Below are 24382 nucleotides of genomic sequence, written 5' to 3'. Positions count from 1 at the left end.
GAAGGCTCCCAGACCTCTTTCGTACGGGCCGCGACGCGGACCCGAGGTCAGGCGACGACGGCGAGCAGTGTCGTCATCGCGGCGGTGAGCTCGGGGTCACCGCTCGACGTGGAGCGCTCGCGCGCCTCCGCCACGGTGATGCCCCTGCTCGCCAGCCGCCAGAACACGTCCTGGTCCATCGAGACCCGCGCGGCCGGCTCGCCCGCGGCCTCCGCCAGGCGCCAGCGGCCGTCGCGCCGTACCGCGCTCCACCGTCCACCGGCCGGCCCGAGCACCTCCAGCTCGGCCGACGTCCCCTCGGGCCGCTCGATCGTGCGCAGGGTGTGCGGCAGAGCTCGGGCGAAGAGGTACGGCACTGGCGCCATGAGCTCCGGCTGGGTGGCTCCCGGCATGGCCACGGCGTCGCGGATCTGCTGCTGGTGGACCCAGAACTCGGTGTACTCGCGGCCGATGTCGAGCCACGCGGGACTGTCGACGTCGCTGGCCGCCCAGGACACGTTCAGGCCGGCCGGCGCCTCCAGGTCGTGCGCCGCCCAGACGGCGTCGAGCCGCGGCCCGAGGTGCTCCAGCAGCTCGATCAGCACCCGCGGGCTGAGCTGGCGGGTGGCCGCGACGAACTCGCCGTTCGTGCGCGCGAGGTAGGCGGGCAGCGTCTCGTCGTCGGCGAAGACGGCGCCCGGGTAGCCGTCGCGGCTGCCCGACAGGCGCCGCAGGTAGTCGTTGAGCACGTGTCCGGCGATGTCGTGCACGTCCCAGCCCGGGCAGATCGTCTCCTTCGACCAGTCCCCCGGGCCGAGGGCGCGCAGCAGGTCGAGCAGGGCCTGCCGTTCGCGCGGGAACAGGGGGCGGACGTCGATGGCGGGACCGAAGATCGTCATTTCGCAGGTTCTCCCGGGTGACGGTGCTAGTAACGCACGGTGATGCGGCCGGCTGGGGCGTCGACGGTGACGGAGCCGCCGTACGGGACGACCAGCTGCGGATCCGTGTGCCCGATGTCCACCTGGAAAACGAGCGGAATGTCCGGGTTGTACTCGGTGAACGCCTTGAGCACGGCCTCCTGCTGAGCGGCGGTGTACGCGGCCTTGCGCTCGGGCGTGAGCCGGTTGTCCAGCGACCACGCCTTGGGGCGGCCGACGATGGCGGCGGCGAAGCGCTGGAGCAGGCCGCGCTCGCCCATGGTCATGAGCACGCGGTAGACGTACGTGGCGTCGGGGAGCTCTTCGGAGGTCTCCAGGAACAGCACGCAGCCGTCGTACGTGGCCGGCTGCCTGATGTGGGTGCCGACGCGCAGGTTCAGGTCGATGATCTCCAGGCAGCCGCCCCACGAAGGGCCGGTCACCGCGCGGCTCGGGCCGTGCCACCGCCAGCCGCCGCCGGGGAACGGCTCGGGCTCGCTCGCCAGCGTCGCCGGGTCGCCCCAGTCGCGGTCGACGTCGCTGTAGGCCGGCGCGGGACGCAGTTCGTACTCGTCGTGCGTGAACAGCGCGGCCCGCAGGGCCTCGGCGGTCTGCGCCTCCATCGCCCCGCCGCGGCCGAAGGCGGTCATGATCGCACCGCCGTAGTAGGAGACGACGCCGAGGTTCCACAGGTAGTTGCACAGGTTGGTGTTGTCGCTGAGGCCGAAGAACGGCTTCGGGTTCGCGCGCAGGACGTCGGGGTCGAGGTGACGCAGCACCTTGATCTGGTCCTCGCCGCCGATGGAGGTCAGCACGGCCTTGATCGACGGATCGGCGAAGGCCGCGTTGACGTCGGCGGCACGGGCGGCCGGGGACGCGCCGAGCACGCGGGTGGTCGGGTATTCGACCGGGACCAGCCCGAACTCCTTCTCCAGGCGGGACAGACCCAGCTCGTACGGGGCGGGGAAGATGGCGGGAAGCCCGGCGGCCGGTGACAGGATGGCGACTCTGTCACCGGGCTGCGGCTTGTCAGGGTAGGCCGGCATGCGGAGCAAGTTACCCGAGCCCTCTGACACCGGCCACGGCTTTTCCGCCCCGGCGGGTGTCAGAGCGGCGCTACTCCCGGGAGCGGCGTCGAGACCGGAGGGCCCGGGCTCAGCCGCCGTTCGCGGACGACAGATTGGCGTTGATGTGGGCGATCCGCCCCAGCCCGTCGAAGTCCACCACCGCCGAAAGGCCAGGCCCGGAGAGCGTGGCCTGGTCACCGTCGAACTTCACACCGAGGCCCCGGTGTTTGGCGTAGCTGTACACCACCCGCCGGTGATCCGACAGGCGCAGACCGGCGAGCGCCTGCTGCATGACCCGCATGACGCGGACCGAATCGATCGGCGGCAGGTGGAAGTCGGGGTGCTCCACCAGGAAGGCCGCGCGCGTGCCACCGCCCGCGTCGCCGTTGTACGAGGTCCAGAGGCCGGTCACCGCCTTGGCCGCCTCGGTCATCAGCCCGGCGACGAGATGCGGCTCCGTGGGCGAACCCGGCAGCGCGCTGAACGGGACCTCCGCCGAGGCCAGCTCCTGGATGCCGTGCTGGAGACCGAAGTCGCGCAACCTCGCGGCCGTCGCCGCCACCTCGGCCGGGAAGCCGGACGGGTTCGCCCAGGCCCACAGCCACGAGGCCGGGCCGGGGGCGGCGCTGCCGAGCAGGTGGAAGGCGGTGCACGTGCGCGGCTGCGTGCCGGTGAACTCGAAACGCCGCGCCTGGAGGTCCACGTGCCAGCTGTGCTCGGCGAGGACTTCTTCCAGGTGTAGCTGGTGTTCCAGGGAGATCAGGGCGGCGTCGTCGAGAAGGTCGGTGAAAGTCAGCGAATTCTGCACCCCCGGGAGACTATTAGGTCCCGCCCGAATCCCACGCCGTCTTTCACGAAATATCCGAATCGTGCGGGCCTCGGGGTCTCCTGCGCGCGGCGTCCGAGCCTGCGCGGAAACCTGGTGGCGGCCCCGAGGAAGAGCGATACACGCTGGTGGCGAGCGCGAGGGCGAGGGCGCGCGGATGCGGGTGCGAGTCGAGGAGGAGCGATGGTGGAACGGCGTGGCGCGGGCGAGAGGGCGGGGGCTGGGGGACGGACTGCGGCCGGTGGCGGCGAGCGGGTGGTGGCGTTCCGGGCTGGGGATACGGCGCTCGTGGTGACGGTGCCGGAGGCGGAGCCGTTGGTGGGGCGGTGGCGGGAGCATGAGGACGGCATCCCGGCGCATGTGACGGTGGCTGGTGCCGTTCCTGCCCATCAGCCGGATCGACGACACCGTACGGGCTGAGTTGCGGGCGCTGTTCCAGCAGCATCCCGCTGTGGACGTCGGCTTTCGCCGGGTCGGACGCTTTCCCGAGGTGGTCTACCTGACGCCGGAACCGGCCGAGGCGTTCGTACGGCTGACGGAGTCCGTCGTGGCGCGCTGGCCGGAGACGCCTCCGTACGGCGGGGCACACGACACGATCATCCCGCACCTGACCCTGGGGCGCGCCGACGTGGTGGAGGAGTCGGCCCTGGACGGCGAGCTGCCGCTGACATCCCGAGCCCGGGCCGTGACGCTGCTGGTCTGTGTGGACGGCGAGCGCTGGACCGAGAGCGAGACGTTCCCGCTCACCTGACTCCAGCTCCCAGGGCTTACTACGGTTCGCTGCGGTCGGCTGCCGGGGTGCGGGCGTTCAGGTAGGTGTGTAGTTCGGCGGCGGCGTGCAGCATCGCGCGGCCGCGGGACGACAGGCGGGCGTGCCAGTCGTTCAACGTGCTTTCCAGGGGCGCGAGGCCGCCCGCCGCGCGGACCTGGGTGAGCAGCAGGGCGATCTGTTCCAGCGGGTATCCGCCCCTCCTGAGCTGGTGCGCGAGCTGCGCGTCCCGGACGTCGGCGGCGGAGTAGACGCGGTATCCGGTCTGCGGGTCGCGGCGGGGGGTGACCAGCCCGGCACGTTCCCACTTGCGCAGGGTCGCGGGCCGGATGCCGAGGCGGACGGCCAGCGGGCCGATGAAGGTGCCGGTGGGGTGGGCGGTCGGTGTGGGGTCCGGTGGTTCGAGGGCGCGCAGGGCCTGTTCGACGGCTCGGAGGGTGCGGCGGTCGTCGAGCAGTTGGGCGTGGCTCTCGTCGATCAGCCGCAGCGCCTCGTCCTCGGCGTCCCGGTGCACGGCGCACATGATCGACGTGGCGGTCCTGTGTCCGTGGGCGGGCACCAGGGCGAGGAACGCGCCCAGGGCCCGGGCGTGCAGGTGGGTGTAGGTGCGGTAGCCGTACTCGGTGCGGGCGGCGGGCGGGAGGATGCCCGCTTCCTCGTAGTTGCGGACCGCCTGTGTCGACAGGCCGTGCTCGCGCGCCAGATCCACCGGCCGGAGTCGCGCACCGGGCATCGAGCGCCTTTCCGTGTTGACGGGTTGCTCAGATTATCCAATTCGCGGGTGCTCGGTTGCCTGGTCCCCGGGTCTCCGATCGCCCGGTTCTCCGGCTCCGCGGTTCCCCGGTTCCGCGATCGCCTGGTCGGTCGCGGGCGACAGGGTCACCCGTGGTCGCGGGCCGCCACGGGTGACTGGGCGAGGATCTGCTCGCAGGCCAGCAGGAGCACACCCGCGCTCCAGGCGTGCGACAGCGTCAGGTACATGCCCTTCGGCTGGAAGCAGTCCGTCTGGTAGTACCGTTCGGTGATCATGCCGCGGTAGGCGTTGAGGTCGCCGTCGGCGGCCGGCAGGAGCTGGCGGAAGCAGTCGAGTGTCTCGTGCGCCCGCTCCGCGTAGTACGGGTCGCCCAGCGCCCGCGAGAGCTCGATCAGCTCGGCGGTGCACACCAGCCCGTACGCGTGCAGGTGCTGGTTGGACGGTGACGCCTGGTCCGCGCCCCTGGTGGCGAAGCCGTACACGCCGAGGGGGGTGCGCGGGCCGAAGCGCACGTTGTAGGTGTAGCGGAAGGTGAGCGTCCAGTCGGCGGCCCGGCGGGCCAGGTCCAGCCAGCGATCCGCGCCCGTGCGGCGATGCAGTGCCATGTACGCCAGCACGGCGGCGTACCCGTCCTCCGAGGTGGGCGCCAGGTCCACGTCCTCGGGCGCGCCGTAGATGAACTCGTCGTCCACGAACGACGCGTAGTACTCCCCGGCCAGCTCGGCGGCCCGCAGATCGGCGGGCTCCCCCGACTCGGCCAGCGCGGCCACCCAGGTCAGGCCGGAGGCGCCCGACCAGGACAGCACCTCGCCGGTGGCGGCGTGGTGGAGGGCCCCGAGGTTGCCGTCGGGCCGCTGGCGGGCGAGCATCGCGTCCAGGTTGGAGCGGGCCGCGGCCGCCCACGCGGGGTCGGGCCGCAGCCGCAGCGCGCGCACCAGGAACAGCGTGGCCTCACCCAGCGTGCGCGCGTGCAGGGCGTCCTTGACGTGGCTCCAGCTCTGCGACCAGCCGGACTTTCGGTACCAGGTGCCCCAGAACGTGCCGGACGGTGACAGGTTCTCGCAGATGAAGCCGATCACCCGTTCGGCGGCGGCGACGTGCTCGGGCCGTCCCGTACGCAGTCCGTGTTCCAGGAGCGCGGCCGCCCACGGGATGCCGCTGACCCAGCCGACGTGCATCGCCTGCCGGTCCACCCGCTCCCCGTCGCCGCCGCTGATCTCCCGGTCGAATCCGACCGTCTCCAGCAGCACGCCGGGGTCGGGGTCGTAGTGCCAGCGGTACAGGCCCTCGGCCGCGATGTCGGCCGCCTCGGCCACGTCTTCCCAGGGTTCGACGGGCGCGGCCGGCCGGCGCAGATCGCGGTCCTCGCGCAGCAGCGGCGCGTACGCGTGCCGGTCGGCGGGCAGCGCGCACGTGGCGACGGTCAGGACGTGCGACTCCCCCGGCCGCCACACGTGCGCGGCGGCCTCGGCGGGCCGGGCCAGGGCGGATCCGTAGTAGGTGACCGGATACTCCTGGTACGGGAACAGCAGCGAGACCGTCGCCGTCCCCTCCGCGTGACCGAAGGACGGCCCGTCCGGGCCGAGCGTCGACTCCGCATGACCGATGGCCGGCCGGTGAGGGTCGAGCGCCGGCGCCTCATGACCGATGGCCAGGCCGGCCGGGCCCAGCGGTGAGTCCTCGTCCGCGATCAGCGCGGCGCCGCCCCCGTCGCCCCAGACCAGGACGGCGGGCGTGGCGGCGCGGTCGGCGCGGAAGCCCCAGCGGGCCGAGACCATCTCCTCGGGCCGGTCGGCCCCGGGCTCGAAGCGGGGGAAGATCCGCCGGCACGCGGCGGGCCGGTTCTCGCCGTAGAACAGGCCCGGGATCAGCCACCAGGGGTCGCGGGCGGCCACGGACCTGCTCACGCGCACGGTCCCGGCGGCCGGTTCGGCGCCGTCGTACCGGAGGTCGAGGCTCAGGTCGCGGCGGCCGGTCGGGAGCCGTTCGCCCCAGCGCCAGGCGACGCTCCACGTGCCCTCGCCCAGCACCTCCACGCTCACCGAGCCCCCGTCGGGGTCGATGATCGCCAGCGGCTCGCCGCCGCCCGCGATCACCACGGTTCCACCGTGAACGCGCCCTTGCGCTCGTTCAGCTCGATCAGGTCGGTCTCGACGGCGGAGAGCGGGTCGGCGAGCGGGATCCGGAACGTGCGGATCTGGCTCGGCCCGAAGTCGGCCGTCAGCCGGATGCCGGCCATCGGGATGTTCAGCGTCGCGACCGCGGCCGCACCGGTGCTCTCGACGGCCCGCACCACCAGGTCGCCGGGCGCGTCCTCGTGCAGCTTGACCGCCGTGACCATGACCTGGCCGCCGCCGTCGTCGAGGTAGCCGCGCGAGCCGGGCAGCGGGCCGTCGTGGAAGCTCTCCAGCATGGCCCGCACCGGCGCGCCGAGCAGGGCGGCACGCCGGGTCAGCCCGGCCGCGCGCCAGTCGCCCGCGTGCGGCACCAGCAGGTACGAGAACCGCTGCGTCCCCTGGTCCTGGTAGGAGTAGTAGCCGTCGGGGTCGAGCAGCCTGGGGTCGTGCCAGGCGTAGACGGGGCTGCGCACGGCGGTGATCCCGATGCTGTGACTACGGCCGTGACCGGGCGGGGAGACGTCGTAGCCGTGCTTGGCGTTGTTCACCACGGCCAGCCCCGCGCGCCGGCCGGCCACGCTGCCCGACAGGTCCACCCACGACTGCGCGGGCTCCTCCGCCCCGTCAATCGGCCGGTTGAGGTGCGCGAACGGGATCTCGTACGTGGCCACCGGGCTCTCCAGCCCGACGGGGAAGCGCAGCTTCATCAGGTGCGCCTGCTCCCGCCAGTCGAGCGTGACCCGCACCTCGACGGCGTCGTCGTCGCCCGCGCCCAGGATGAACTCCTCGGCCATGGTGGAGCGGCCCCACTCGCGCTCGACGCGGATGCGGGCGCGCAGCGGGCCCTCCTCGCGCAGCACGATGTCGGTCGTGGTCATCGCCTCGCCGGGCCAGTCGTAGGAGATGACGCGGTGGCCCCACGTGTCGGTCGGGTCGGCGCAGATCTGCGTGTGCTCGCCCGCCGCCCCGGCCACCAGGTCCACGCCGGTGCGCTTGTCGACCAGGCTGGACAGCCAGCCCGTGAGCGGGTCGAGCTCCAGGCGCAGGACGTCGTTCTCCAGGTGGTGCCGCGAGGCGGACAGCGTGCCGGTGGCGTGGGCGGCCGGGCCCTGGCGCAGCCGGTAGAGGCGGTAGCCCAGGGCGGGCAGCTCGGCCTGGAAGACGGTGGCGCCGCGGCCCTTGTCGTCGGTGGTGGCGACCGACTGGGTGCGCTGGCAGGGCACGTCGGCGCCGTCGGCGTCCACGACGTGCACGCCGTTGGGGGCCAGGCCGTACTGCAGCTCGACCCTGGTGCTGACCGGCCACGGGTGCGGGTTGAAGACGATGACCGGCTGGGTGCCGCTCTCCTCGGGCACGCGCACGTCGCGGGCGATCACGTTGTGCGCCCTGGTGATGATCCGCTTGGAGATCGCCACCGCCTCGCCGAGCTGGTCGCGGGCGTCGTCGTAGGCGGGCTCGATGGCCGAGCCCGGCAGCACGTCGTGGAACTGGTTGAACAGCACCTGCTTCCACGCCCGTTCCAGGTCGGCGCGGGCGTCGTGGCCGGCGATCGCGGCCCAGCGCTCGGCCGACAGCACCGCCGCCTGCGCCCTGCGCTGCCAGGCCTTGATGCCCGAGTGGGACGAGTAGCAGCCGGCCGCGTGGTGCTGCAGGTCGTCGCGCCACACCGGCAGCTCGGCCAGGCCCTGCTCGCCGAGGCGCTTGACCATCTCGTCGAAGTAGCGGCGCGGGGAGGACATCGTCAGCTCCCCGAACGTGCCCATGCGGTCGTAGCGGTGGATGGACTCGATGTTGGCCTTGGTGGGGCCGCCGCCGTGGTTGCCGACGCCGTAGAAGACCATCAGGTCGCCGAGCGAGCGGTCGAGCTGGCCGAGCGCCTTCTCGGTCTGTCCGGCGACCTCGCCGGGCGGGCTGCAGTACTCGAACGGGATCCGGTAGGCCAGCACCCGGCTGCCGTCCGGCGCCTCCCACCAGAACATCGTGCCGGGCAGGTCGCTCTCGTGCGGTCCAGGGCGCAGGAAGCAGTAGGAGTCCATGCCCTGGCCGCGCAGGATGGCGGGGAGCATGGCGTTGTGGCCGAACGGGTCCACGTTCATGCCGACCGAGGCCGTGACGCCGAACTTCTCCTTGAGGTAGCGCTGGCCGTACAGGCCCTGCCGGACGAACGACTCCCCCGACGGCATGTTGCAGTCGGGCTCCACCCACCAGCCGCCGGTCATGACCCAGCGGCCCTCGGCCACCCGCTCCCTGATCCGGGCGAACAGCTCGGGGTCGGCCTCCTCCACCCACGAAAGCAGCACGACCTGGTCGCAGGTGAAGACGAAGTCGGGGTATTCGTCCATGCGGTGGATCGCCGACCAGAACGTGGCCCGCGCCTCCTGGTAGCCCTCCTGCCACGGCCACAGCCACACCGGGTCGAGGTGGGCGTTGCCGATCATGTGCAGGGTGCGGCCGGGGCTGGCCGCGGGGCGGGGGGCCGGCGGGAGACCGGGGGGCTGGCTGCCGGAGGGGGCGTTCGACATGGGGGCGGGGCGCCTGGTCATGCTGCCGCCCAGACGTCGAGCTTCTCGCTGATCATGTGCAGCATCAGTGTGTGGATCTCCTGGATGCGCGGGGTCTCTGAGCTGGGGGCGAGGAGGAGGTGGTCGGCGTACTTGGCGGCGGCGCCACCGTCGCCGCCGCCGAACAGTACCGTCACCGCGCCATTGCTCTGTGCGGCGTCGAGGGCGGTGACCACGTTGGGCGAGTTTCCGCTGGTGGTGAAGGCGGCCACGACGTCGCCCCGGCGGGCCAGCGCCTGGACCTGCCGGGCGAAGACGTCCTCGTAGGCGTAGTCGTTGGCGATGCACGTCATGACCGTGGCGTCGGTCGTGAGCGTCACCGCGGGCAGCGGGCGGCGGTCGCGCTTGTAGTGGCCGACCAGCTCGCCGGTGAGGTGCTGGGCGTCGGCCGCGCTGCCGCCGTTGCCCAGCGTGTACAGGGTGCCGCCGCGGGTGAAGGCGTCGATGAGCAGGTCCGCCGCCGCCTCGACGGCGGGCGTGAGCGCCGCCATGCCGCGGGCGGCGGCGAGGTGGCCTTCGACGTGGCCGGCGAGGAGCTCGGACATCGGGGGAAGTTCAGGCATGGATCTTTCCTGAGAGAAGTACGGGTCTCAGCCCGTGGTTCCTGGGACGGCGTCTGTGACCGTTTCTGGGACGGCTGCTGAGACATCTGCCGGGACCGCTTCTGAGACGTCTTCTGGGACGTCTGCTGGGACGGCCTCTGGGACGGCGTTCCTGATGGTTCCGGCGACGAGGTCGTGCGCGACGGCGCCGGCGCCCACGACGCACACCCCCGCGCCGAGCGCGGCCGGCACGATGCGCGCGGCACGGGCCGCGGGCGGCATGGCGTCACGGGCGACGGCGGCGGCAACGGGGGCGAAGAGCCGCTCGCCGGAACGGGTGACGCCGCCACCGAGGACGACGAGCTCCGGCTCGAACGCGTTCACCAGGTCGGTGATCGCGCTGCCGAGCGCCCATGTGGTCTCGTCCCAGATCGCGACGGCGAGCGGGTCGCCGGCCGCCGCGGCGCGCGAGACGTCCTCGGCGGTCGGGCGGTCGAGGGCGGACAGCGACGAGGGGCGGCCGGCGGCGATGGCCTCCTGGGCGCGCTCGGCGATGGCGGTGCCGGACGCGTACGCCTCCAGGCAGCCCAGACGGCCGCACGAGCACCTGCGCCCGCCCGGCCGCACCATGACATGGCCCAGTTCGCCGCCGTTGCCCGCCGCGCCCCGGTGCAGGCGTCCGCCGATGACCGAGCCGCCGCCGACGCCGGTGGAGACGGTGAGGTAGAGCATGGTGCTGGTGCCGCGCCCCGCGCCGTACCGGAACTCGCCCAGCGCGGCGGCCGTGGCATCGTTCTCAAGGGCGGACGGGACGCCGAACGCCTCGGCGGCCATCGCCCCGATGGGGACGTCGATCCAGCCGGGCAGGTGCGGCGGGCACTCCAGCACGCCGGTCCTGGTGTCCAGCGGGCCGCCGCAGGAGATGCCGACCGCGGCCACCTCGGGCAGGCCGGCCTCCGCGATGGCCTTCCTGCCCAGGTCGAACAGCCGGTCCAGGACGCGCCGCGGGCCCTCGTCCCTGCGGGTGGGTGCGACCTGCCAGCCGTGGATGAGGCCGTCGCCGGTGACCACGCCGACGGCGAGTTTGGTGCCGCCGATGTCGAGCGACAGGACGGGGGGACGATCGTGCTCCATGGAACCTCCGGCGGGACCTCCGACGGGAACGGCCGCCACACCGCTGTGACATCGTTCCCACACGGATCCTAGGTGGAGTTTTCCCCATGGGTCAACGCGCGACCCGCCGGAGCGGTCAGAGCGCGGTCAGAGCGCGGGCGGCGGCGCGGTGGATTCGCGCTGGACGAGCCGCACGTTGAGCACGGTCGTGACAGAGTCGGACTCGGGCCGCTCGATGCGCTCGTCGAGCCGGCGCACCGAGGTCGCGCCCAGGTTGAAGGTGTCCTGTGAGACCGCGCTGACCGTGGGCGAGACCATGCTCATCCACGGCGAGTCGTCGAACGCGACGAGGCTGATGTCGCCGGGCACGCTCAGCCCGAGTTCGCCGATCGCCCGCCAGACGCCCTCGGCGAGCACGTTGTTGGCGGCGAAGACGGCGGTCGGGCGGTCGGGGCCGCGCAGCATGTCGAGGGCCCGGCGGCGGGAGTCGGCGACGTCCCAGCCGGAGGAGACGACGAGCTCGGGATCGACCTTGATGTCGCCGGCCGACAGCGCCTCCAGGTAGCCCTGGTAGCGCTCGTAGCCCGTGGTCCAGTCGGTCTCGTCGATGAACAGCGCGATCCTGCGGTGACCCAGCCCGACCAGATGGGCGGTGGCGGTGCGGGCGCCGACGCGGTTGCCGACGACCACGCCGTCGGTGGAGCCGGCCGCGAACTGCCGGTCCACCTCGACGACCGGGATGCCGTGGGAGGACAGGTAGGTGGACACGGCGGAGGAGTTGGGCGTCACGATCACGCCGGCCACCCGGAGCGCGACCAGCGCCTCGGCGGCCTCGCTCTCGGCCTGCGCCGACAGGCTGGTGTCGAACAGCACCATGGTGTAGCCGCGTTCGCGGGCCTCGCTGCTGGCCCCGGCGGCCAGTTCCGCGTAGAACGGGTTGCGCAGGTCGCTCACCAGGATCCCGACCGACCGGCTGACCTGCTGCTTGAGCGTACGGGCCATGACGTCGGGCACGTAGCCCAGCTCGGCGGCGGCGCGCAGGACGCGCTCGCGCACGTCGCTGGCGGCGTAGCCGCGCCCGGTCAGCGCCCGCGAGACGGTGGAGCGTGAGACGCCGGCCGCCTCGGCCACGTCCTTGATCGTGGGACGGCGGGAACGGCTGAGGGGGGTGCTGCGCCGTTCTACGGTCATCTGTTCCCTTCCGGTACCACGTCGACCAGCGCCTCGGCGTGCTGTCCGAGCCGCAGGTCGCCGATGGTCAGGTCGACTGCGAGGCGAACGCGGCGTCGCGGCACGGTGTCGGCGCCGAGTCGGAGATGCACCTGCTCCATACCCCCTGCGGGCAGCCTTAGCGTCAGTGATCCCCGTTCGCGCCTCCAGCCGGCCGGAACCACCGGTTCGATGGTCGCGACGGCCTTGTCCGGCCACGGGTTGCGCACGGTGGCCGTCAGCACGATCTCGCCGCCCGCGGGGACGCTCGTATAGTACGGCGTCAGGCGGCACAGCACCCCGTCGGCGCCGAGGTCGAGCCGGTCCAGCGGGAGCAGGTCGTGGTGCAGCGCCACCAGCTCCTCCCCTCGTCCGGTCAGCAGGTGCAGGTAGTCGTCGTCCACCCAGCGGGGCCGCCAGTGGCCGCTGACCATGAGGTCGGGGCGCAGGCGCCGGTAGAGCGCGGCGCTCTTCCGGTAGTCCTCGATCTGGAACCTATTCTTGTACTGAAAATTCAGAATCTCCTGGCGTTCTTCCGGAATGCCCATTCCGTCCTGCTGGTCGCCGGTCACCAGCACCCGGTGCCCGTCCACCTCGAACTCGTACGCCGCCGCGAACAACGTGTGCCCCGGCAGGTCGTGCACCGTGATCTCGTACTCGCGCCAGCGCACCGTCTCCCCCAGCCCGAGCACCCGGTCGGCGGGGATGGGATCGAACCACTGGCACGGCAGGTCGTGGTGCAGCGGCGTGGCCAGGATGGGCGCGATGTGGGACGGCGCCCAGATCTCGGTGCCCTCGACGTCGCGCAGCAGCGGCATGCCCGCCACGTGGTCGTCGTGGTAGTGGGTGGGCACGGCCACCTCGACGTCGGTGACGCCGTAGTGCTCGCGCAGCGCGGGCAGGGAGGCCAGCCACGGCCGCCTGGCCTCCCGGGCGGTGCTCTTGACCAGGCCCGTGGACATGTCGTAGCCGAAGTCGAACACCATCGCCGCGCCGGACTCCGACAGCAGCACGTAGCTGTAGGACTGGCTGCTCCTGTTCATCAGCAGGTGCGGCGTGACCTGGATGAACGGGTTCTCCAGCAGGCCGCGCACGTCCCAGGGGTGGGGGCGGCGGAAGTCCACGTAACGCTGCATCGCCGACGAGAGCCGGGCGAGCGCGTCCTTCGGCTCCGTCATCGGGTCGCCGTGGGAGGGCAGCAGCACGTCGAGCTCCTCCCGCTGGAGCAGCTCGGCGCTGATGACGACCATGGCCGGGCCCTCGTTCTCGGTGTAGGACCACTGGGTGGCGGCCAGGGACCACACCTTGCCCGGGGCGTAGATCAGGTCGCCGGTGAAGGCGGTCCGGCCGACCACGTACGTGACCGAGCCCGGCGTGTGCCCCGGCGTGGGCAGGACGCGGACGTCGACCCCGCCGTAACGGGCCGTCCGATACTCGGGGACGACGCCGGTCACCGGCACGGGGTCGAGCAGCGAGAACCGGTCGTCGCGCAGATCGTAGTCGTTGAGGATCTGGCGGCCCTGCCACATCTCGCCGACCTGGTCGAACAGGTCGCGCTCGACCGGCGGCACGTGGATGGCGACGCCCGCCGCGGCCGCCCGGTGCAGGCCCTGCGCCTGGTCGCGGTGGTGGTGGGTCATCAGCACGTCGGTGATGCGGTCGAGGCCGAGCTCGTCGAGCAGGTCGAGCACGCGCCCGGAACCGAAGTCGATCGCGATGCCGGTACGCTCCTCCCCCGGCCGGTCGGGAGCCTTGACGACATAGACGTGGCAGGTGTCCTCGACGCGGAGCACCCCGGGCGAAACTTCGGCGACTTCCATACCCACGACGCCGCATCCTATCCGGTATCGTTCCCACAATGGATGCCTGGGAGTGGATTGTCCCCTGTCCGAAAAAGGCCTCTTCGAGTGCGTCGCATGTCGATCTCAGCGCCTGCGCCGTCCAGGGCGACGCCACGGCTCATCGTGCGGTCGCCGCCCTGCGCGACCGTTTCGGCCCTCAGGACGCCACCTCCGCCGCTGTTGCCGAGGTACGGATCCGGGTGGACGCCGGCGCCGGGCTGCCGGCCGAGGGCTACACGCTGAGCGCGGGCCCCACCGGCGTGCTGATCATCGGGGCCGACGCGGCCGGGGCCTTCTACGGCGCGCAGACCCTGCTCGCCCTGGCCGGGGCGCCCTGCTCCGAGCACTCCGCCTGCGTGCCCGAGTCCGAGGTGAGCGACTGGCCCGACCTGCCGCTGCGGGGCACCATCGAGGGCTTCTACGGCCCGCCGTGGACCCACGCCGACCGCATGGACCACCTGCGTTTCTCCGCCCGGCACAAGCTCAACGCCTACGTGTACGCGCCCAAGGACGACCCGTTCCACCGGGAGCGGTGGCGGGAGCCGTACCCGGAGGAGGAGCTGGCCCGGCTCGGCGAGCTGGTCGCGGAGGCGGAGAGACAGCACGTCAGGTTCGTGTTCGCGCTCAGCCCCGGCCTGTCGATGGTGTACGCCGACCCGGCCGAACGGGCGGCGCTGCGGGCCAAGGCGGGACAGGTGTGGGACGCGGGCGTCAGGGAGTACGCGCTGCTCTTCGACGACATCCCGCCCGAGCTGAGCCACGCCCGCGACCGGGAGACGTTCGGCACGGCGGACGGGGCGAGCGCGAGCGCGCACGCGGCGGTCTGCCGCGACTTCGCCGAGGAGTTCCTGCTTCCCCGGGGCGCGTCGCGGCCGCTGACCATGGTGCCGACGGACTACGCGGGGACCGGGCGCACGACGTACCGGGACCGGCTGGCGGCCGAGCTGCCGGCGGACGTGCTGGTCTGGTGGACCGGGTCCGACGTGGTCGTGGGCGAGATCACGTCTGAGGACGTGACGGCCGCGGCCGGCTCCTACGGGCACCGGCTGGCGTTGTGGGACAACTTCCCGGTCAACGACTTCGACTTCGACCGTGTCTTCCTCGGCCCGCTGACCGGACGCACCACCGCCCCGAACGGCCCGCTCCCGGAGGGCGCGGTGCTGGAGGGGATCACGGCCAACCCGATGGTGCAGGCGGCGGCGTCGCGGATCGCCTTGACGACGGTGGCCGACTACGCCTGGAACCTGGCCGCCTACGACCCGGTCCGCTCGCACGCCAGGGCCGTGCGCCTGGTGCCGGGCGCGACCGAACTGCTGCCGCTGGTGCAGGCGTGCTCGGCCTGGCCTCCCGGCGCCGACCAGAGCCCCGCCCTCACCGCCCTGTGCACCGCCGCCCTCGACGACGGCTCCCAGCCGGGATCCCAGGCGGAGGCGCGCGCCGAGCTGCGGTCCGAGCTGACGCGGCTGGCCGAGCTGCCGGCGGACGTGCCGGGCAGGCTCGCCACGGAGCTGGCCCGCTGGGTGGCCGCCGCCAGAGACATGGGCGCGGCCGGTCTGGCGGCACTCGACCTGCTGGCGACCGCACCCGAAACCCCCGATGCCCCGCCGAGCCCGGCCGCGGTGGAGAAGGCGCTGGCCAGGGCCGAGGAGCACCAGGCGAACGTCCTGCGCCGGGTGATCCCGCCGTTCGTGCGCCAGGTCCTCGACCGCGCGGCCACCTGATCGCGCGCACGCCAGCGAGGGCCGGCCGTGCGAGCGCGGCTCGCCCGGGGGTCGGCCGGTGTCAGAGGGACAGCACCTGGCCGGCCGCCGCCAGTTCCTCCTGCAGCGCCCGCACGTCCACGTCCTGCACCACCTTCCCGCTCGCCGCGGACAGCGCCGCGGCGAGGCCGGCGGCGTGGCCGAGCATCTGGTACTGGACCTCCATCCGGATGGAGGAGAAGGCCACGTGGGAGGCCGACACGCACACCGGCACGACCAGGTTCGCGCACTCCTCCCGCCTGGGCACGAGCGCCCCGTACGGGATCTGGTACGGCGCCACCCCCACCGACAGGTACCCCTCGGTCACCACCATCGGCACCGGATCGGGATGCTCGTGGACGTGCCGCCAGGTCCGCTGCACCTCCCGGACGTCCAGGTGATAGGAGCCCATCGCGACCACGTCCTCGTGCCGCCGGCCCTGGACCAGGTCGTGCTCGGTGAGGTGTTTCTCCCCCAGCATCCGCCGCGCCTCGCGCACGTACAGCTGGTGCGGCAGGTGGCCGGTGTCGGTGAACTCGTCGGCCGGCAGCCCCCACCGCCCCAGCTCGGCCCGCACGCTCGCGGGCACCTCGGGGTCGTGGGAGAGGAAGTACAGCAGGTCCTGGGCGTGATGCAGGTGGTGCAGGCGGATGCGTTCGCGTTCGGAGGGGTCGGCGTCGGGATAGGCCCAGGCCGAGCGGTCGAGCACGCTCAGCGAGAACGGCCCGAGCGAGTTGCCGTCGCACTTGCCGTGGGGCAGGTTCGGCTCAAGCCCGACGAGCTTGCCGGCCCGGGGTTCGATCCCCTGGTCGCGCCAGTGGCGGAACAGCCGCCGGCCCAGCTCCCAGTGCTCCTCGTCGTAGCCGGGCCGCCGTTCGAACGGGACGCGGTCGGGCGCGGTGGTCATGCAGACGCGGTAGCCGTACGACATGACGCCGCCGTCCCCCGCGCCCACCTCGGCCATGGGCCCGTCGGCGACCTGCGGCAGCAGTGTGCCGTCGGCGCGGAACGGCGAGATCCACGGCGGGAAGTTGTGCAGGCCGGGCACCACCTCGCGCCGCCCGGCGAAGCGCTCGCCGTGCAGGGAGCGGTCCTCCCTGCCGACGCGGTAGCCCACCCCGGCGGCGGCCAGCAGGTCGCCCTCGTAGCCGGCGTCCACGAAGGCGCCGGCCGCGTAGTCGCCCGCGTGCGTGGCGACGGAGAAGATCCGGTCGCCCGAGGTGATCACCGTGCGCAGCCCGGCCCCGAAGACGACCTCGACCCCGGCCGCCTCCAGCCAGGACAGGAAGATCTGCTCGGCCACGCGCGGCTCGGGCCCGGCGTAGTGGCCGGGCGCGACCCCGTAGGCGGCGGCCACGGCGCGGCGGAACTCGGCGGCCATCCCGCCCAGCACGCGCCTGTCGCCGAGGTCGGTGTAGCCGAGCCCGCCCGAGGTCATGCCGCCGACGTGCCGGCCGGGTTCGAGCAGCACCGTGTCCAGGCCGCGCCGGGCGGCGGCGACGGCGGCGCACACGCCGGCCGACGTGGCGCCGTAGACGACGACCTCGGCCCGCCTCATCGCCGCCACCACTCCGCGATCTGACGCAGGTCGGCGCCGGTGATCGGCTCGCGGGTGTTGTCGATGGACTCCACGTAGTAGAGGGCGGGAACGCCCAGCTCGGGCTGGGCCTCGGCGTACGCGAGCCAGTCGGCGCGGCTCGGCATGGGCCACTGGTCGGTGTCGACGAGGTGGCCCGGCATGGCGCGCGTGGCCACGGCGTGGCGGTAGCGGAGCTGGTCGACGGCGGGGACGAGGTCGCCGGCGGCGTCGTACTCCAGCACGTCGTTGAGCCTGATCATGTCGCTGACGTCGGCGAAGGCCGGGTGCGGGGTGTGCGTGATCATGAGGGCGTCTGGTTTGACGGCCTTGGCGGCGTCGTACAGGGTGGCGAGCAGTTCGTGCAGGAGTGCCGGGCCCCAGGCGGTGCCGTACGCCTTCAGGTGCGAGCCGCTGGGCGACCACTGCGTGAAGTCGACCTTGAAGCCGTCGGCGCCGAGGTCGCCCAGGAGACGTTCCATGACGGCCCTGATCCGCTGCCGGTAGGCCGGGTTCGACGGGTCGGCGGCCACGGCGCGCCCGCCGGCGTCGGTCACGCACTCCTGCGCCGGCAGCCCCTCGGGCGACCAGGCCCGCCACCACAGCAGCACCCGCTGGCCGCGCGCGTGCCTGGCGGCGATCCACTCGCGCAGCGCGGGCCACTTGGCCTCGTCCGGCTCGGGGTCGCCGTAGGTGAGCTGCCAGCGGTCGTCGATGACGATCGTGCCGGGCACGATGCCGTGCTCCTCGATCCTGGCCAGCCACTCGTCGTACAGGTCCTGCCGGGACAGCTCGACCGGCGAGCGGCCGTCGGCCCTGGCGCACTGGGCGCCCCAGCCGCAGAAGAGGGGCTCGCTCCACCACGCGTGCCGCTCCCGCACGGGCCCTTCCGGGGCCAGGCCGTGGGTGACGAGGTCGTCGCGGTGGTGGGAGATCGCCTCCCAGGGCGAGGAGGCGGCGCGGAACACGACGGCCGGCGAGGTCCACGCCCCGCGCACCTCGGTGTGGCCCTCGTAGTCGAAACGCAGCAGCGCGCCGCCGTCCAGCGGCTCGTACGCGAGCTCGGTGAAGGTCAGGTCGGCGATCCCGGCACGTACGGAGGCGCCCAGCCAGTCGCCGTCCGGCACCTCGGTGGCGCCGGCCGGGGCCTCTTTACCGAAGGCCAGCACCAACGGCGGCGGGGAGAAGACGGCGTGCAGCCGGCCCGGCGAGGCGTCGCCGACGACGGTGAGCGCGACCGGGACGGAGACCGGCCGCACCACCTGGATCGGATGCGCGGGCGTGGGGCTGAAGACGCCGCGCGCGTGCAGGCCCGTTCTGAACGTGCCCGACGCCCGGGTGTTGAGCACGGCCCGGCCGCCCATCAGGGTCACGTCGCTGAGCACGCCGTTCCCCTCGACCCGCACCTGCAGCGCGATGGTCTCGGGGGTGCAGGTCAGCCGGACCGTCTTGGCCTCCCACCCGGTCGTGCGCTGCGGGAAGTCGAAGACGACCGTGCCGTCGCGCCGGTCGAGCACGGGCGGCAGCGTCTCGTACGTCTCGTCGCGCCCAGCCGCGGTGTTGACCGAGGCGAGCAGGTTGAGCGTCATCCAGCCTTCGAGCTCGACGCTGGGGTCGGTGCGGGAGACGGTCAGCCGGTAGTGGCCGGTCTCCAGGTAGTGGGCCGTGTCAGTGGTCGTGATGCGCATGAGTTAGCGGGATGCCTCGATCCTCGGCGGGGAGGGGGCCGTGCCCCCGATGGTGAGCCGGCCGCGGTGGCGCCCGGAGTGGTCGCGGCCGCTCATCCCTTGCTGCCGGTGGTGGCGATGCCGCGGACGAAGTGCTTCTGGCCCAGGAAGAACAGGATGATCATGGGGATGGTGGTGATCACGCTGGCCGTCATGACGATCTCCCAGTGCCACTCGCCGCCGAACCCGAACTGGTCGAGCAGCGCCTTAAGCCCGCGCGGGACGGTGAACGTGCTGGAGTCGCGCAGGTAGATGAGCGGGCGCATGAGGTCGGTCCAGGCGGCCTGGAACTCGAACAGCAGCGTCACGACGACCGCCGGCTTGCACAGGGGCAGGGCGATGCGGAGGAAGATCTTCCAGTTGTTCGCCCCGTCGATCTTGGCCGCCTCGAACGGCTCGCGCGGCAGGCCCATGAAGAACTGCCGCAGCAGGAAGATGTAGAAGGCGCTGCCGAACAGGTTCTGGGCCCACAGCGGGGTCAGCGTGCCGACCATGCCGAGCGAGTTCCAGATGAGGAACACGGGGATCATCGTGACCGCGCCCGGCAGCATCATCGTCGCCAGGACCACGCCGAACAGCGCGTTCCTGCCGGGGAAGCGGAAGTAGGCGAACCCCCAGGCGACCATCGCGCTGGTGATCGTCACGGCCACCGCCGCCAGCACCGTCACCAGCAGCGTGTTGGCCATCCACAGGCCGAGCGGGGCCTCGTGCCACACCCGGATGTAGTTCTCCAGCGTGAAGGTCTCGGGGATGATCCGGTTGTCGAAGACCTCGCCGCGCGGCTTGAAGGAGGCGCTGAGCAGCCAGATGAACGGGTAGACGAACGCGACGGTGAACGCGCTCAGCGCGACCCAGGTCAGGATCTTCGCGGCGCGCCTCATGGGTTACCCCCCTCGTAGTGGACGAAGCGCCTGGTCACCACGAACTGCACGCCGGTGATCGCCATGATCACGATGAACAGCAGCCAGGCGAGCGCGGAGGCGTACCCCATGTGCAGGAACTCGAAGGCCTGCTGGAACAGGTAGATCGCGTAGAACAGCGCGGCGTCGTTGCTGTAGGTGGTGTTGCCCGCGCCGAAGAAGGCGGTGTACGCCTCGGTGAACGACTGCAGGGCGTTGATGCTGTCCACGATGAACAGGAAGAACAGCGTGGGGCTGATCATCGGCACGGTGATCCGCAGGGTGCGCTTCCACCAGCCTGCGCCGTCCACGAGGGCGGAGTCGTACAGCTCCTGCGGGACGCCGCGCAGGGCGGCCAGGATGATGACCACGGAGGAGCCGACCGTCCACAGGTTCATCAGCACCAGGGCCGGCTTGACCCAGTTGGGGTCGGTGGTCCACGCCGGGCCGTCGATGCCGAAGACGCCGAGGAAGGCGTTGATCAGGCCGTCCTGGCCGTTGAACAGCAGCAGCAGGAGGATGCCGATCGCGACCGGCGGCGTCATCTTCGGCAGGAAGAAGGCGGTGCGGAAGAAGCCGGTGGCCTTGCTGGCGCCGTTGAGCAGCAGCGCCAGCCCGAGCGCCACCACCAGGTGGGCCGGCACCGACAGCACGGCGAACACGAAGGTGTTCCACAGCGCCAGGCCCACCTTGGGGTCCTCGAAGAGCTGCACGTAGTTGTCGAAGCCGACGTACGAGGGGTCGTTGATGACGTCGTAGTCGGTCAGCGACAGGTAGGCGCTGTTGATGACGGGCCACGCGGTGAAGACGAGGAAACCGATGATCCAGGGGCTGATGAACAGCAGCGCGGCCCGGGTCTCGATGAACCGCGTGGTCCGTCGTCGTGGTGCTCGGGTGCGGGAAGGGGACATCTCAGTTCGTACGCTTCGTCCAGCCGGCCCATGCCTCGTCCAGCGCCTTCTGGGCGTCCTGCTGGGCCTTGTCGAGTGCGGCCTGCGGCTTGTCCTGGCCGTTGAGCACCCGGTTCACCGCGCCCTGCCAGGCGTCCTTGAACTCCTTGTCGGCCGGGTTGGCGGGGAGGCTGAAGGTGTTCTTGTTGGCCTCGTAGAACGCCTTGACGCCGGAGTCCCAGGGCTCGCCGCCGGAGGTGAGCATCTGCTCGATCTCGGCGTCGGCCTTGACGTTGCCGGTGAGGATGCCGGTGAACGGCTTGTCGTCCGCCTTGCGCTTGTCCAGCCGGGCCTGGGCGGCGGCCTTCCACGTGTCGACCAGGGTCATGGTCTTGGCGAAGCGGCAGGCGGCGCCGGGGTTCTTCGCGCCCTTGGGGATGGCCCAGGACGAGCCGGAGGAGTAGGCCAGCGGCTTGCCCTCAGGCGTGCGGAAGGTGTCGAAGGCCAGGGGCGCCTTGGGCGAGACGTCGTTGAGCACGTTGACGTACCACTGCTCCATGGGCATCGCGCCGAGGGCGTTCTTGGCGTACTGGTTGCCCTTGCCGAAGAAGTCGGCCGAGTCGCGCAGGGCCTTGACCTTGGCGAAGCCGCCCTGCGCGTCGTAGATGGAGACGGCGAACTCCAGCGCCTTGACCACCTGCGGGGAGTTGAGCTGCGCGGTCTTGCCGTCGGCCGAGAGCAGGTCGGCGCCGAGGGACTTGGCCCACAGCGGCAGGAACTCCGGCAGCTTGCTGTCGTAGCCGATCACCTGGAGCTTGCCGCCCGGCGCCTTGAGCATCTTCTTCGCCGCGGCGGTGATCTTGTCCCAGCTGGATCCGTTGACGTCCTCGATGCTCAGGCCGGCGTCCTTGAGCAGATCGGCGTTGGCCATGGTGATCTGGACCTGGTTGAACTCGGGGATGGCCCACACCTCGCCCCCGAACGTCACCTGGCTCAGCGCGTCCTTGTTGTACATCGAGGTGTCGATCTGCTCACCCTGGACGCACGCGGTCAGCGGGGTGATCGCGCCGCGCGAGGCGAAGGTGCCGATCTGGTCGCGGTTGGCGTAGATGAGGTCCGGCGGGTCGCCGGCCGCCACCGACGACAGGAACTGCTGGATGTCGAGGTCGCCCTCGACGAGCTTCACGTCCGCGCCGCCGAGCGACTTCTTGGCCAGGTCGACGCGGGTGCTCCCGATCTCGTCGGTCGCGCCGAAGCCCATCGCGGAGATGGTGCCCGAGTAGGTCGCGCCGGGGTTGAACTGGCCGGCCGTGGGGGTCGGGGCCGACGCTCCACCGGTGCCCTTGGCACAGGAGGTGAGCGCCAGCGCCAGCGACACCGACAGCACGGACCAGCGGACGAGCGGGGTTCTCATTGGGGGTTTCGCCTCCACACTGATCAAGCGGGGCATCAGGCATGCTGATGACGGCCACGTGGCGCCAAAGCCAGTGTGGCAACGTTCACACATCTGAGAACGTACCCATACCGCTGAAAGCCCGTCAACCACTCCTTTCACTGCGTTTCCGTGTCGTTAAGGAGGTGCGGCGGTGTGGGACGGCCACGGGATCGCGCGCATCTCCTGCCCTGCGGGCGATCCCGTACACGCGAGCCGGGCGAGCGGGCCCGGACACGCGAGAGGGCCCGGCCGGTGATTCCGGCCGGGCCCTCATCGGGCGGGCGCCCTAGGGGCAGGGGTTCGGGCGCCCTGTTGGTCAGCCCCAGTTGATCAAACCCTGTTGATCAAGCCCTGCTGATCGAGCGGGGTCAGTGCTTCGTGGCCTTCTCCGCGCCGACGCCGGTGAGCGAGCGGACCTCGATCTCGGCGTACTTGGCCGCGTTGTACTCCTTGCTGAGCACGGTGCCGATCCAGCCGCACAGGAAGCCCAGCGGGATGGAGACGATGCCGGGGTTGCTCAGCGGGAAGATGACGAAGTCGGCCGTCTTGAACAGCGCCGTCGGCCCGCCCGACACCACCGGCGAGAAGATCACCAGCAGCAGGGCGGAGACCAGGCCGCCGTAGATGGCCGAGACCGCGCCGACCGTGTTGAACCTCTTCCAGAACAGGCTGTAGAGGATCGCCGGCAGGTTGCCCGAGGCCGCCACCGCGAACGCCAGCGCCACCAGGAACGCCACGTTCTGGCCCTGGGCGAGGATGCCCAGGCCGATCGCGGCGGCGCCGATGACGAAGGCGGAGATGCGGGCCACCACGACCTCCTGGCGCTCGGTGGCCTGGCCGCGCTTGAAGACGTGCGCGTACAGGTCGTGCGAGAAGCTGGAGGAGGAGGCCAGCGTGAGCCCGGCGACCACGGCCAGGATCGTGGCGAAGGCCACGGCTCCGATCAGCGCCAGCAGGATCGTGCCGCCGAACGAGCCAAAGATCTCCTCGCCGATCCGTTGCGCCAGCATCGGCGCCGCGGTGTTGCCCGCCGCGTCTCCCTCGGCGATCGCCGTCTTGCCGACCAGGGCCGCCGCGCCGAAGCCGAGGACCAGGGTCAGGAGGTAGAAGACGCCGATGATGCCGATGCCCCACAGAACCGACTTGCGGGCGTCCTTGGCGGTGGGAACGGTGTAGAAGCGGATGAGGATGTGCGGCAGGCCCGCCGTGCCCAGCACCAGGGCCAGGCCCAGGCTGATCAGGTCGATCTTGCCCGCCAGGCCCTGCGCCTCGGTGCCGTACTTCAGTCCCGGGCTGAGGAAGGCATCGGGGTTGGCCTTGGGGCCGCTGACCGTGGCGGCCTGGCCGAGCAGGGCCGACAGGTTGAAGCCGAACTTGCCCAGCACCAGCAGCGTCACCAGGGCGGCGCCGCTCATGAGCAGCACGGCCTTGACGATCTGCACCCAGGTGGTGCCCTTCATGCCGCCGAAGACCACGTACACGATCATGAGGGCGCCGACGCCGACGATCGTCCAGGCCTTACCGGCCGGGCTGTGGATGCCGAGCAGCAGGCCGACCAGCGCGCCCGCGCCAACCATCTGCGCCAGCAGGTAGAAGATGCTGACCACGATCGTGGACACGCCGGCCGCCGTGCGGACCGGGCGCGGGCTCATCCTGAACGCCAGCACGTCGGCCATGGTGAACTTGCCGGAGTTCCGCATCAGCTCGGCCACCAGCAGCAGCGCCACCAGCCAGGCGACCAGGAACCCGATGGAGTACAGGAACCCGTCGTAGCCGGACAGCGCGATGATGCCCGCGATGCCGAGGAAGGACGCGGCCGACATGTAGTCGCCGCCGATCGCCAGGCCGTTCTGCACGCCGCTGAACGACCGGCCGCCCGCGTAGTAGTCGGCGGCCGTCTTGGTCTGACGGCTCGCCCAGAAGGTGATCGCCAGGGTGGCGGCCACGAAGGTGAGGAAGAGGATCATCCCCAGGGTCGTCGAGGTCACTGGGTCTTCTCCTCCACCTCGTGGCGCAGCTTGTCGGCGATCGGGTCGAGCACCTTCTCCGCGTGCCTGGCGTACGCCCACGCGATGAGGAACGTCGAGACGAACTGCAGCAGCCCGAAGATGAGCCCGACGTTGATCTCACCGAACAGCTCGATGGCCATGAACCCGCGCGCCCAGCCCGACAGCACCACGTAGAGCAGGTACCACACGAGGAACGCCACGGTCATGGGAAAAGTCCAGCGGCGGAAACGCCGTTTCAGTTCCTGGAACTCACTGCTCTCCTGCATTTGCTCATAGACCGATGCGTCATGTTCTTGTGTCGTCACGAGACCTCCACTGTGATGCGGATCACGCCCAACGTAAGAGCGCAACCTACCTGTCGTGGAGATCCGAAGGAGGGTTGTTCGCCGAGCCGCTGCGGGCGGGCGATTAG

19 protein-coding genes are annotated in these 24382 nt (G+C 71.6%); 2 read left to right on the top strand and 17 right to left on the bottom strand.

The genetic code is table 11. The features are described from left to right. Positions 1 to 47: 47 nt before the first annotated feature. The 3 genes from B0I32_RS02815 to B0I32_RS02805 all read right to left on the bottom strand — a co-directional run bounded on the left by B0I32_RS02815 (position 48) and on the right by B0I32_RS02805 (position 2771). Entirely contained in the window at positions 48 to 878 is an 831-nt protein-coding gene (locus B0I32_RS02815; protein WP_106234597.1) for a maleylpyruvate isomerase family mycothiol-dependent enzyme, read from the bottom strand. 26 nt (positions 879 to 904) lie between these two features. Next, on the bottom strand, positions 905 to 1942 hold the full coding sequence (locus tag B0I32_RS02810; RefSeq protein ID WP_106234880.1) for a S66 family peptidase: 1038 nt from the start codon (positions 1940 to 1942) through the stop codon (positions 905 to 907). A 109-nt stretch (positions 1943 to 2051) separates the two neighbouring features. Then, positions 2052 to 2771: a DUF6882 domain-containing protein gene (locus tag B0I32_RS02805; RefSeq protein ID WP_106234595.1), complete on the bottom strand. Its 720-nt coding sequence runs from the start codon at positions 2769 to 2771 to the stop codon at positions 2052 to 2054. Between the two features lie 391 nt (positions 2772 to 3162). Between B0I32_RS02805 and B0I32_RS02800 the strand changes: the two genes are divergently transcribed. Continuing rightward, on the top strand, positions 3163 to 3540 hold the full coding sequence (locus tag B0I32_RS02800; RefSeq protein WP_219911615.1) for a 2'-5' RNA ligase family protein: 378 nt from the start codon (positions 3163 to 3165) through the stop codon (positions 3538 to 3540). A gap of 19 nt (positions 3541 to 3559) precedes the next feature. On the opposite strand, the gene B0I32_RS02795 is transcribed toward B0I32_RS02800, so the two are convergent. The 7 genes from B0I32_RS02795 to B0I32_RS02765 form a co-directional block, all read right to left on the bottom strand. Further along, entirely contained in the window at positions 3560 to 4291 is a 732-nt protein-coding gene (locus B0I32_RS02795; RefSeq protein ID WP_106234594.1) for a TioE family transcriptional regulator, read from the bottom strand. A 146-nt stretch (positions 4292 to 4437) separates the two neighbouring features. After that, positions 4438 to 6411, bottom strand: coding sequence for a hypothetical protein (locus B0I32_RS02790; protein WP_106234592.1), 1974 nt, complete (start codon positions 6409 to 6411; stop codon positions 4438 to 4440). After that, positions 6405 to 8972, bottom strand: coding sequence for an alpha-mannosidase (locus B0I32_RS02785; RefSeq protein WP_106234591.1), 2568 nt, complete (start codon positions 8970 to 8972; stop codon positions 6405 to 6407). The genes B0I32_RS02790 and B0I32_RS02785 overlap by 7 nt, the downstream gene beginning before the upstream one ends. Continuing rightward, positions 8969 to 9553, bottom strand: coding sequence for a D-sedoheptulose-7-phosphate isomerase (locus tag B0I32_RS02780; protein ID WP_219911614.1), 585 nt, complete (start codon positions 9551 to 9553; stop codon positions 8969 to 8971). Before B0I32_RS02780 ends, B0I32_RS02785 begins: the two co-directional genes overlap by 4 nt. Before the next feature lie 27 nt (positions 9554 to 9580). Continuing rightward, positions 9581 to 10666 carry an ROK family protein gene (locus B0I32_RS02775; protein ID WP_106234588.1) on the bottom strand — a complete coding sequence of 362 codons (1086 nt, stop codon included), beginning with the start codon at positions 10664 to 10666 and terminating at the stop codon, positions 9581 to 9583. Positions 10667 to 10792: 126 nt separating this feature from the next. After that, positions 10793 to 11836, bottom strand: coding sequence for a LacI family DNA-binding transcriptional regulator (locus tag B0I32_RS02770; protein WP_106234587.1), 1044 nt, complete (start codon positions 11834 to 11836; stop codon positions 10793 to 10795). Then, entirely contained in the window at positions 11833 to 13674 is a 1842-nt protein-coding gene (locus B0I32_RS02765) for an MBL fold metallo-hydrolase (protein ID WP_106234585.1), read from the bottom strand. The genes B0I32_RS02770 and B0I32_RS02765 overlap by 4 nt, the downstream gene beginning before the upstream one ends. Positions 13675 to 13712: 38 nt before the next feature. On the opposite strand from B0I32_RS02765, the gene B0I32_RS02760 reads away from it, so the two are divergent. After that, complete coding sequence (locus B0I32_RS02760; RefSeq protein ID WP_106234584.1) at positions 13713 to 15416, top strand: glycoside hydrolase family 84 protein; 1704 nt, start codon at positions 13713 to 13715, stop codon at positions 15414 to 15416. A 61-nt stretch (positions 15417 to 15477) separates the two neighbouring features. Here the strand turns inward: B0I32_RS02760 and B0I32_RS02755 are convergent, their stop codons facing one another. From B0I32_RS02755 to B0I32_RS02725, 7 genes are all read right to left on the bottom strand, one after another. Continuing rightward, positions 15478 to 16992, bottom strand: a complete 1515-nt coding sequence (locus B0I32_RS02755; RefSeq protein ID WP_106234878.1) for an FAD-dependent oxidoreductase — start codon at positions 16990 to 16992, stop codon at positions 15478 to 15480. Beyond that, positions 16989 to 18698: an alpha-amylase family protein gene (locus tag B0I32_RS02750; RefSeq protein WP_106234583.1), complete on the bottom strand. Its 1710-nt coding sequence runs from the start codon at positions 18696 to 18698 to the stop codon at positions 16989 to 16991. The genes B0I32_RS02755 and B0I32_RS02750 overlap by 4 nt, the downstream gene beginning before the upstream one ends. Positions 18699 to 18790: 92 nt before the next feature. After that, a complete protein-coding gene (locus B0I32_RS02745) occupies positions 18791 to 19618 on the bottom strand; it encodes a carbohydrate ABC transporter permease (RefSeq protein ID WP_106234581.1) in 828 nt (275 codons plus the stop codon). Beyond that, complete coding sequence (locus B0I32_RS02740) at positions 19615 to 20547, bottom strand: carbohydrate ABC transporter permease (protein WP_106234580.1); 933 nt, start codon at positions 20545 to 20547, stop codon at positions 19615 to 19617. The genes B0I32_RS02745 and B0I32_RS02740 overlap by 4 nt, the downstream gene beginning before the upstream one ends. A 1-nt stretch (position 20548) precedes the next feature. Continuing rightward, positions 20549 to 21940: an ABC transporter substrate-binding protein gene (locus B0I32_RS02735; protein WP_106234578.1), complete on the bottom strand. Its 1392-nt coding sequence runs from the start codon at positions 21938 to 21940 to the stop codon at positions 20549 to 20551. A 389-nt stretch (positions 21941 to 22329) separates the two neighbouring features. After that, positions 22330 to 23928, bottom strand: coding sequence for a solute symporter family protein (locus B0I32_RS02730; RefSeq protein WP_106234876.1), 1599 nt, complete (start codon positions 23926 to 23928; stop codon positions 22330 to 22332). Positions 23929 to 23945: 17 nt separating this feature from the next. Then, on the bottom strand, positions 23946 to 24176 hold the full coding sequence (locus tag B0I32_RS02725; protein ID WP_407674833.1) for a DUF485 domain-containing protein: 231 nt from the start codon (positions 24174 to 24176) through the stop codon (positions 23946 to 23948). Positions 24177 to 24382 lie beyond the last annotated feature (206 nt).

Origin of the sequence: Nonomuraea fuscirosea (assembly GCF_003001935.1) — a bacterium.
Classification (GTDB): Bacteria; Actinomycetota; Actinomycetes; order Streptosporangiales; family Streptosporangiaceae; genus Nonomuraea; species Nonomuraea fuscirosea.
Note: the sequence above shows the minus strand (reverse complement) of the source record. Positions and strands in the feature narration are given on the sequence as shown.

Bases quoted from the DNA above. Each gene is read 5' to 3' on its own strand.
- B0I32_RS02815 (WP_106234597.1), bottom strand. From the start codon at position 878: ATGACGATCTTCGGTCCCGCCATCGACGTCCGCCCCCTGTTCCCGCGC.
- B0I32_RS02810 (WP_106234880.1), bottom strand. From the start codon at position 1,942: ATGCCGGCCTACCCTGACAAGCCGCAGCCCGGTGACAGAGTCGCCATC.
- B0I32_RS02795 (WP_106234594.1), bottom strand. From the start codon at position 4,291: ATGCCCGGTGCGCGACTCCGGCCGGTGGATCTGGCGCGCGAGCACGGC.
- B0I32_RS02785 (WP_106234591.1), bottom strand. From the start codon at position 8,972: ATGACCAGGCGCCCCGCCCCCATGTCGAACGCCCCCTCCGGCAGCCAG.
- B0I32_RS02780 (WP_219911614.1), bottom strand. From the start codon at position 9,553: ATGCCTGAACTTCCCCCGATGTCCGAGCTCCTCGCCGGCCACGTCGAA.
- B0I32_RS02775 (WP_106234588.1), bottom strand. From the start codon at position 10,666: ATGGAGCACGATCGTCCCCCCGTCCTGTCGCTCGACATCGGCGGCACC.
- B0I32_RS02770 (WP_106234587.1), bottom strand. From the start codon at position 11,836: ATGACCGTAGAACGGCGCAGCACCCCCCTCAGCCGTTCCCGCCGTCCC.
- B0I32_RS02765 (WP_106234585.1), bottom strand. From the start codon at position 13,674: ATGGAAGTCGCCGAAGTTTCGCCCGGGGTGCTCCGCGTCGAGGACACC.
- B0I32_RS02760 (WP_106234584.1), top strand. From the start codon at position 13,713: ATGGATGCCTGGGAGTGGATTGTCCCCTGTCCGAAAAAGGCCTCTTCG.
- B0I32_RS02755 (WP_106234878.1), bottom strand. From the start codon at position 16,992: ATGAGGCGGGCCGAGGTCGTCGTCTACGGCGCCACGTCGGCCGGCGTG.
- B0I32_RS02750 (WP_106234583.1), bottom strand. From the start codon at position 18,698: ATGCGCATCACGACCACTGACACGGCCCACTACCTGGAGACCGGCCAC.
- B0I32_RS02745 (WP_106234581.1), bottom strand. From the start codon at position 19,618: ATGAGGCGCGCCGCGAAGATCCTGACCTGGGTCGCGCTGAGCGCGTTC.
- B0I32_RS02740 (WP_106234580.1), bottom strand. From the start codon at position 20,547: ATGTCCCCTTCCCGCACCCGAGCACCACGACGACGGACCACGCGGTTC.
- B0I32_RS02735 (WP_106234578.1), bottom strand. From the start codon at position 21,940: ATGAGAACCCCGCTCGTCCGCTGGTCCGTGCTGTCGGTGTCGCTGGCG.
- B0I32_RS02730 (WP_106234876.1), bottom strand. From the start codon at position 23,928: ATGATCCTCTTCCTCACCTTCGTGGCCGCCACCCTGGCGATCACCTTC.
- B0I32_RS02725 (WP_407674833.1), bottom strand. From the start codon at position 24,176: ATGACCGTGGCGTTCCTCGTGTGGTACCTGCTCTACGTGGTGCTGTCG.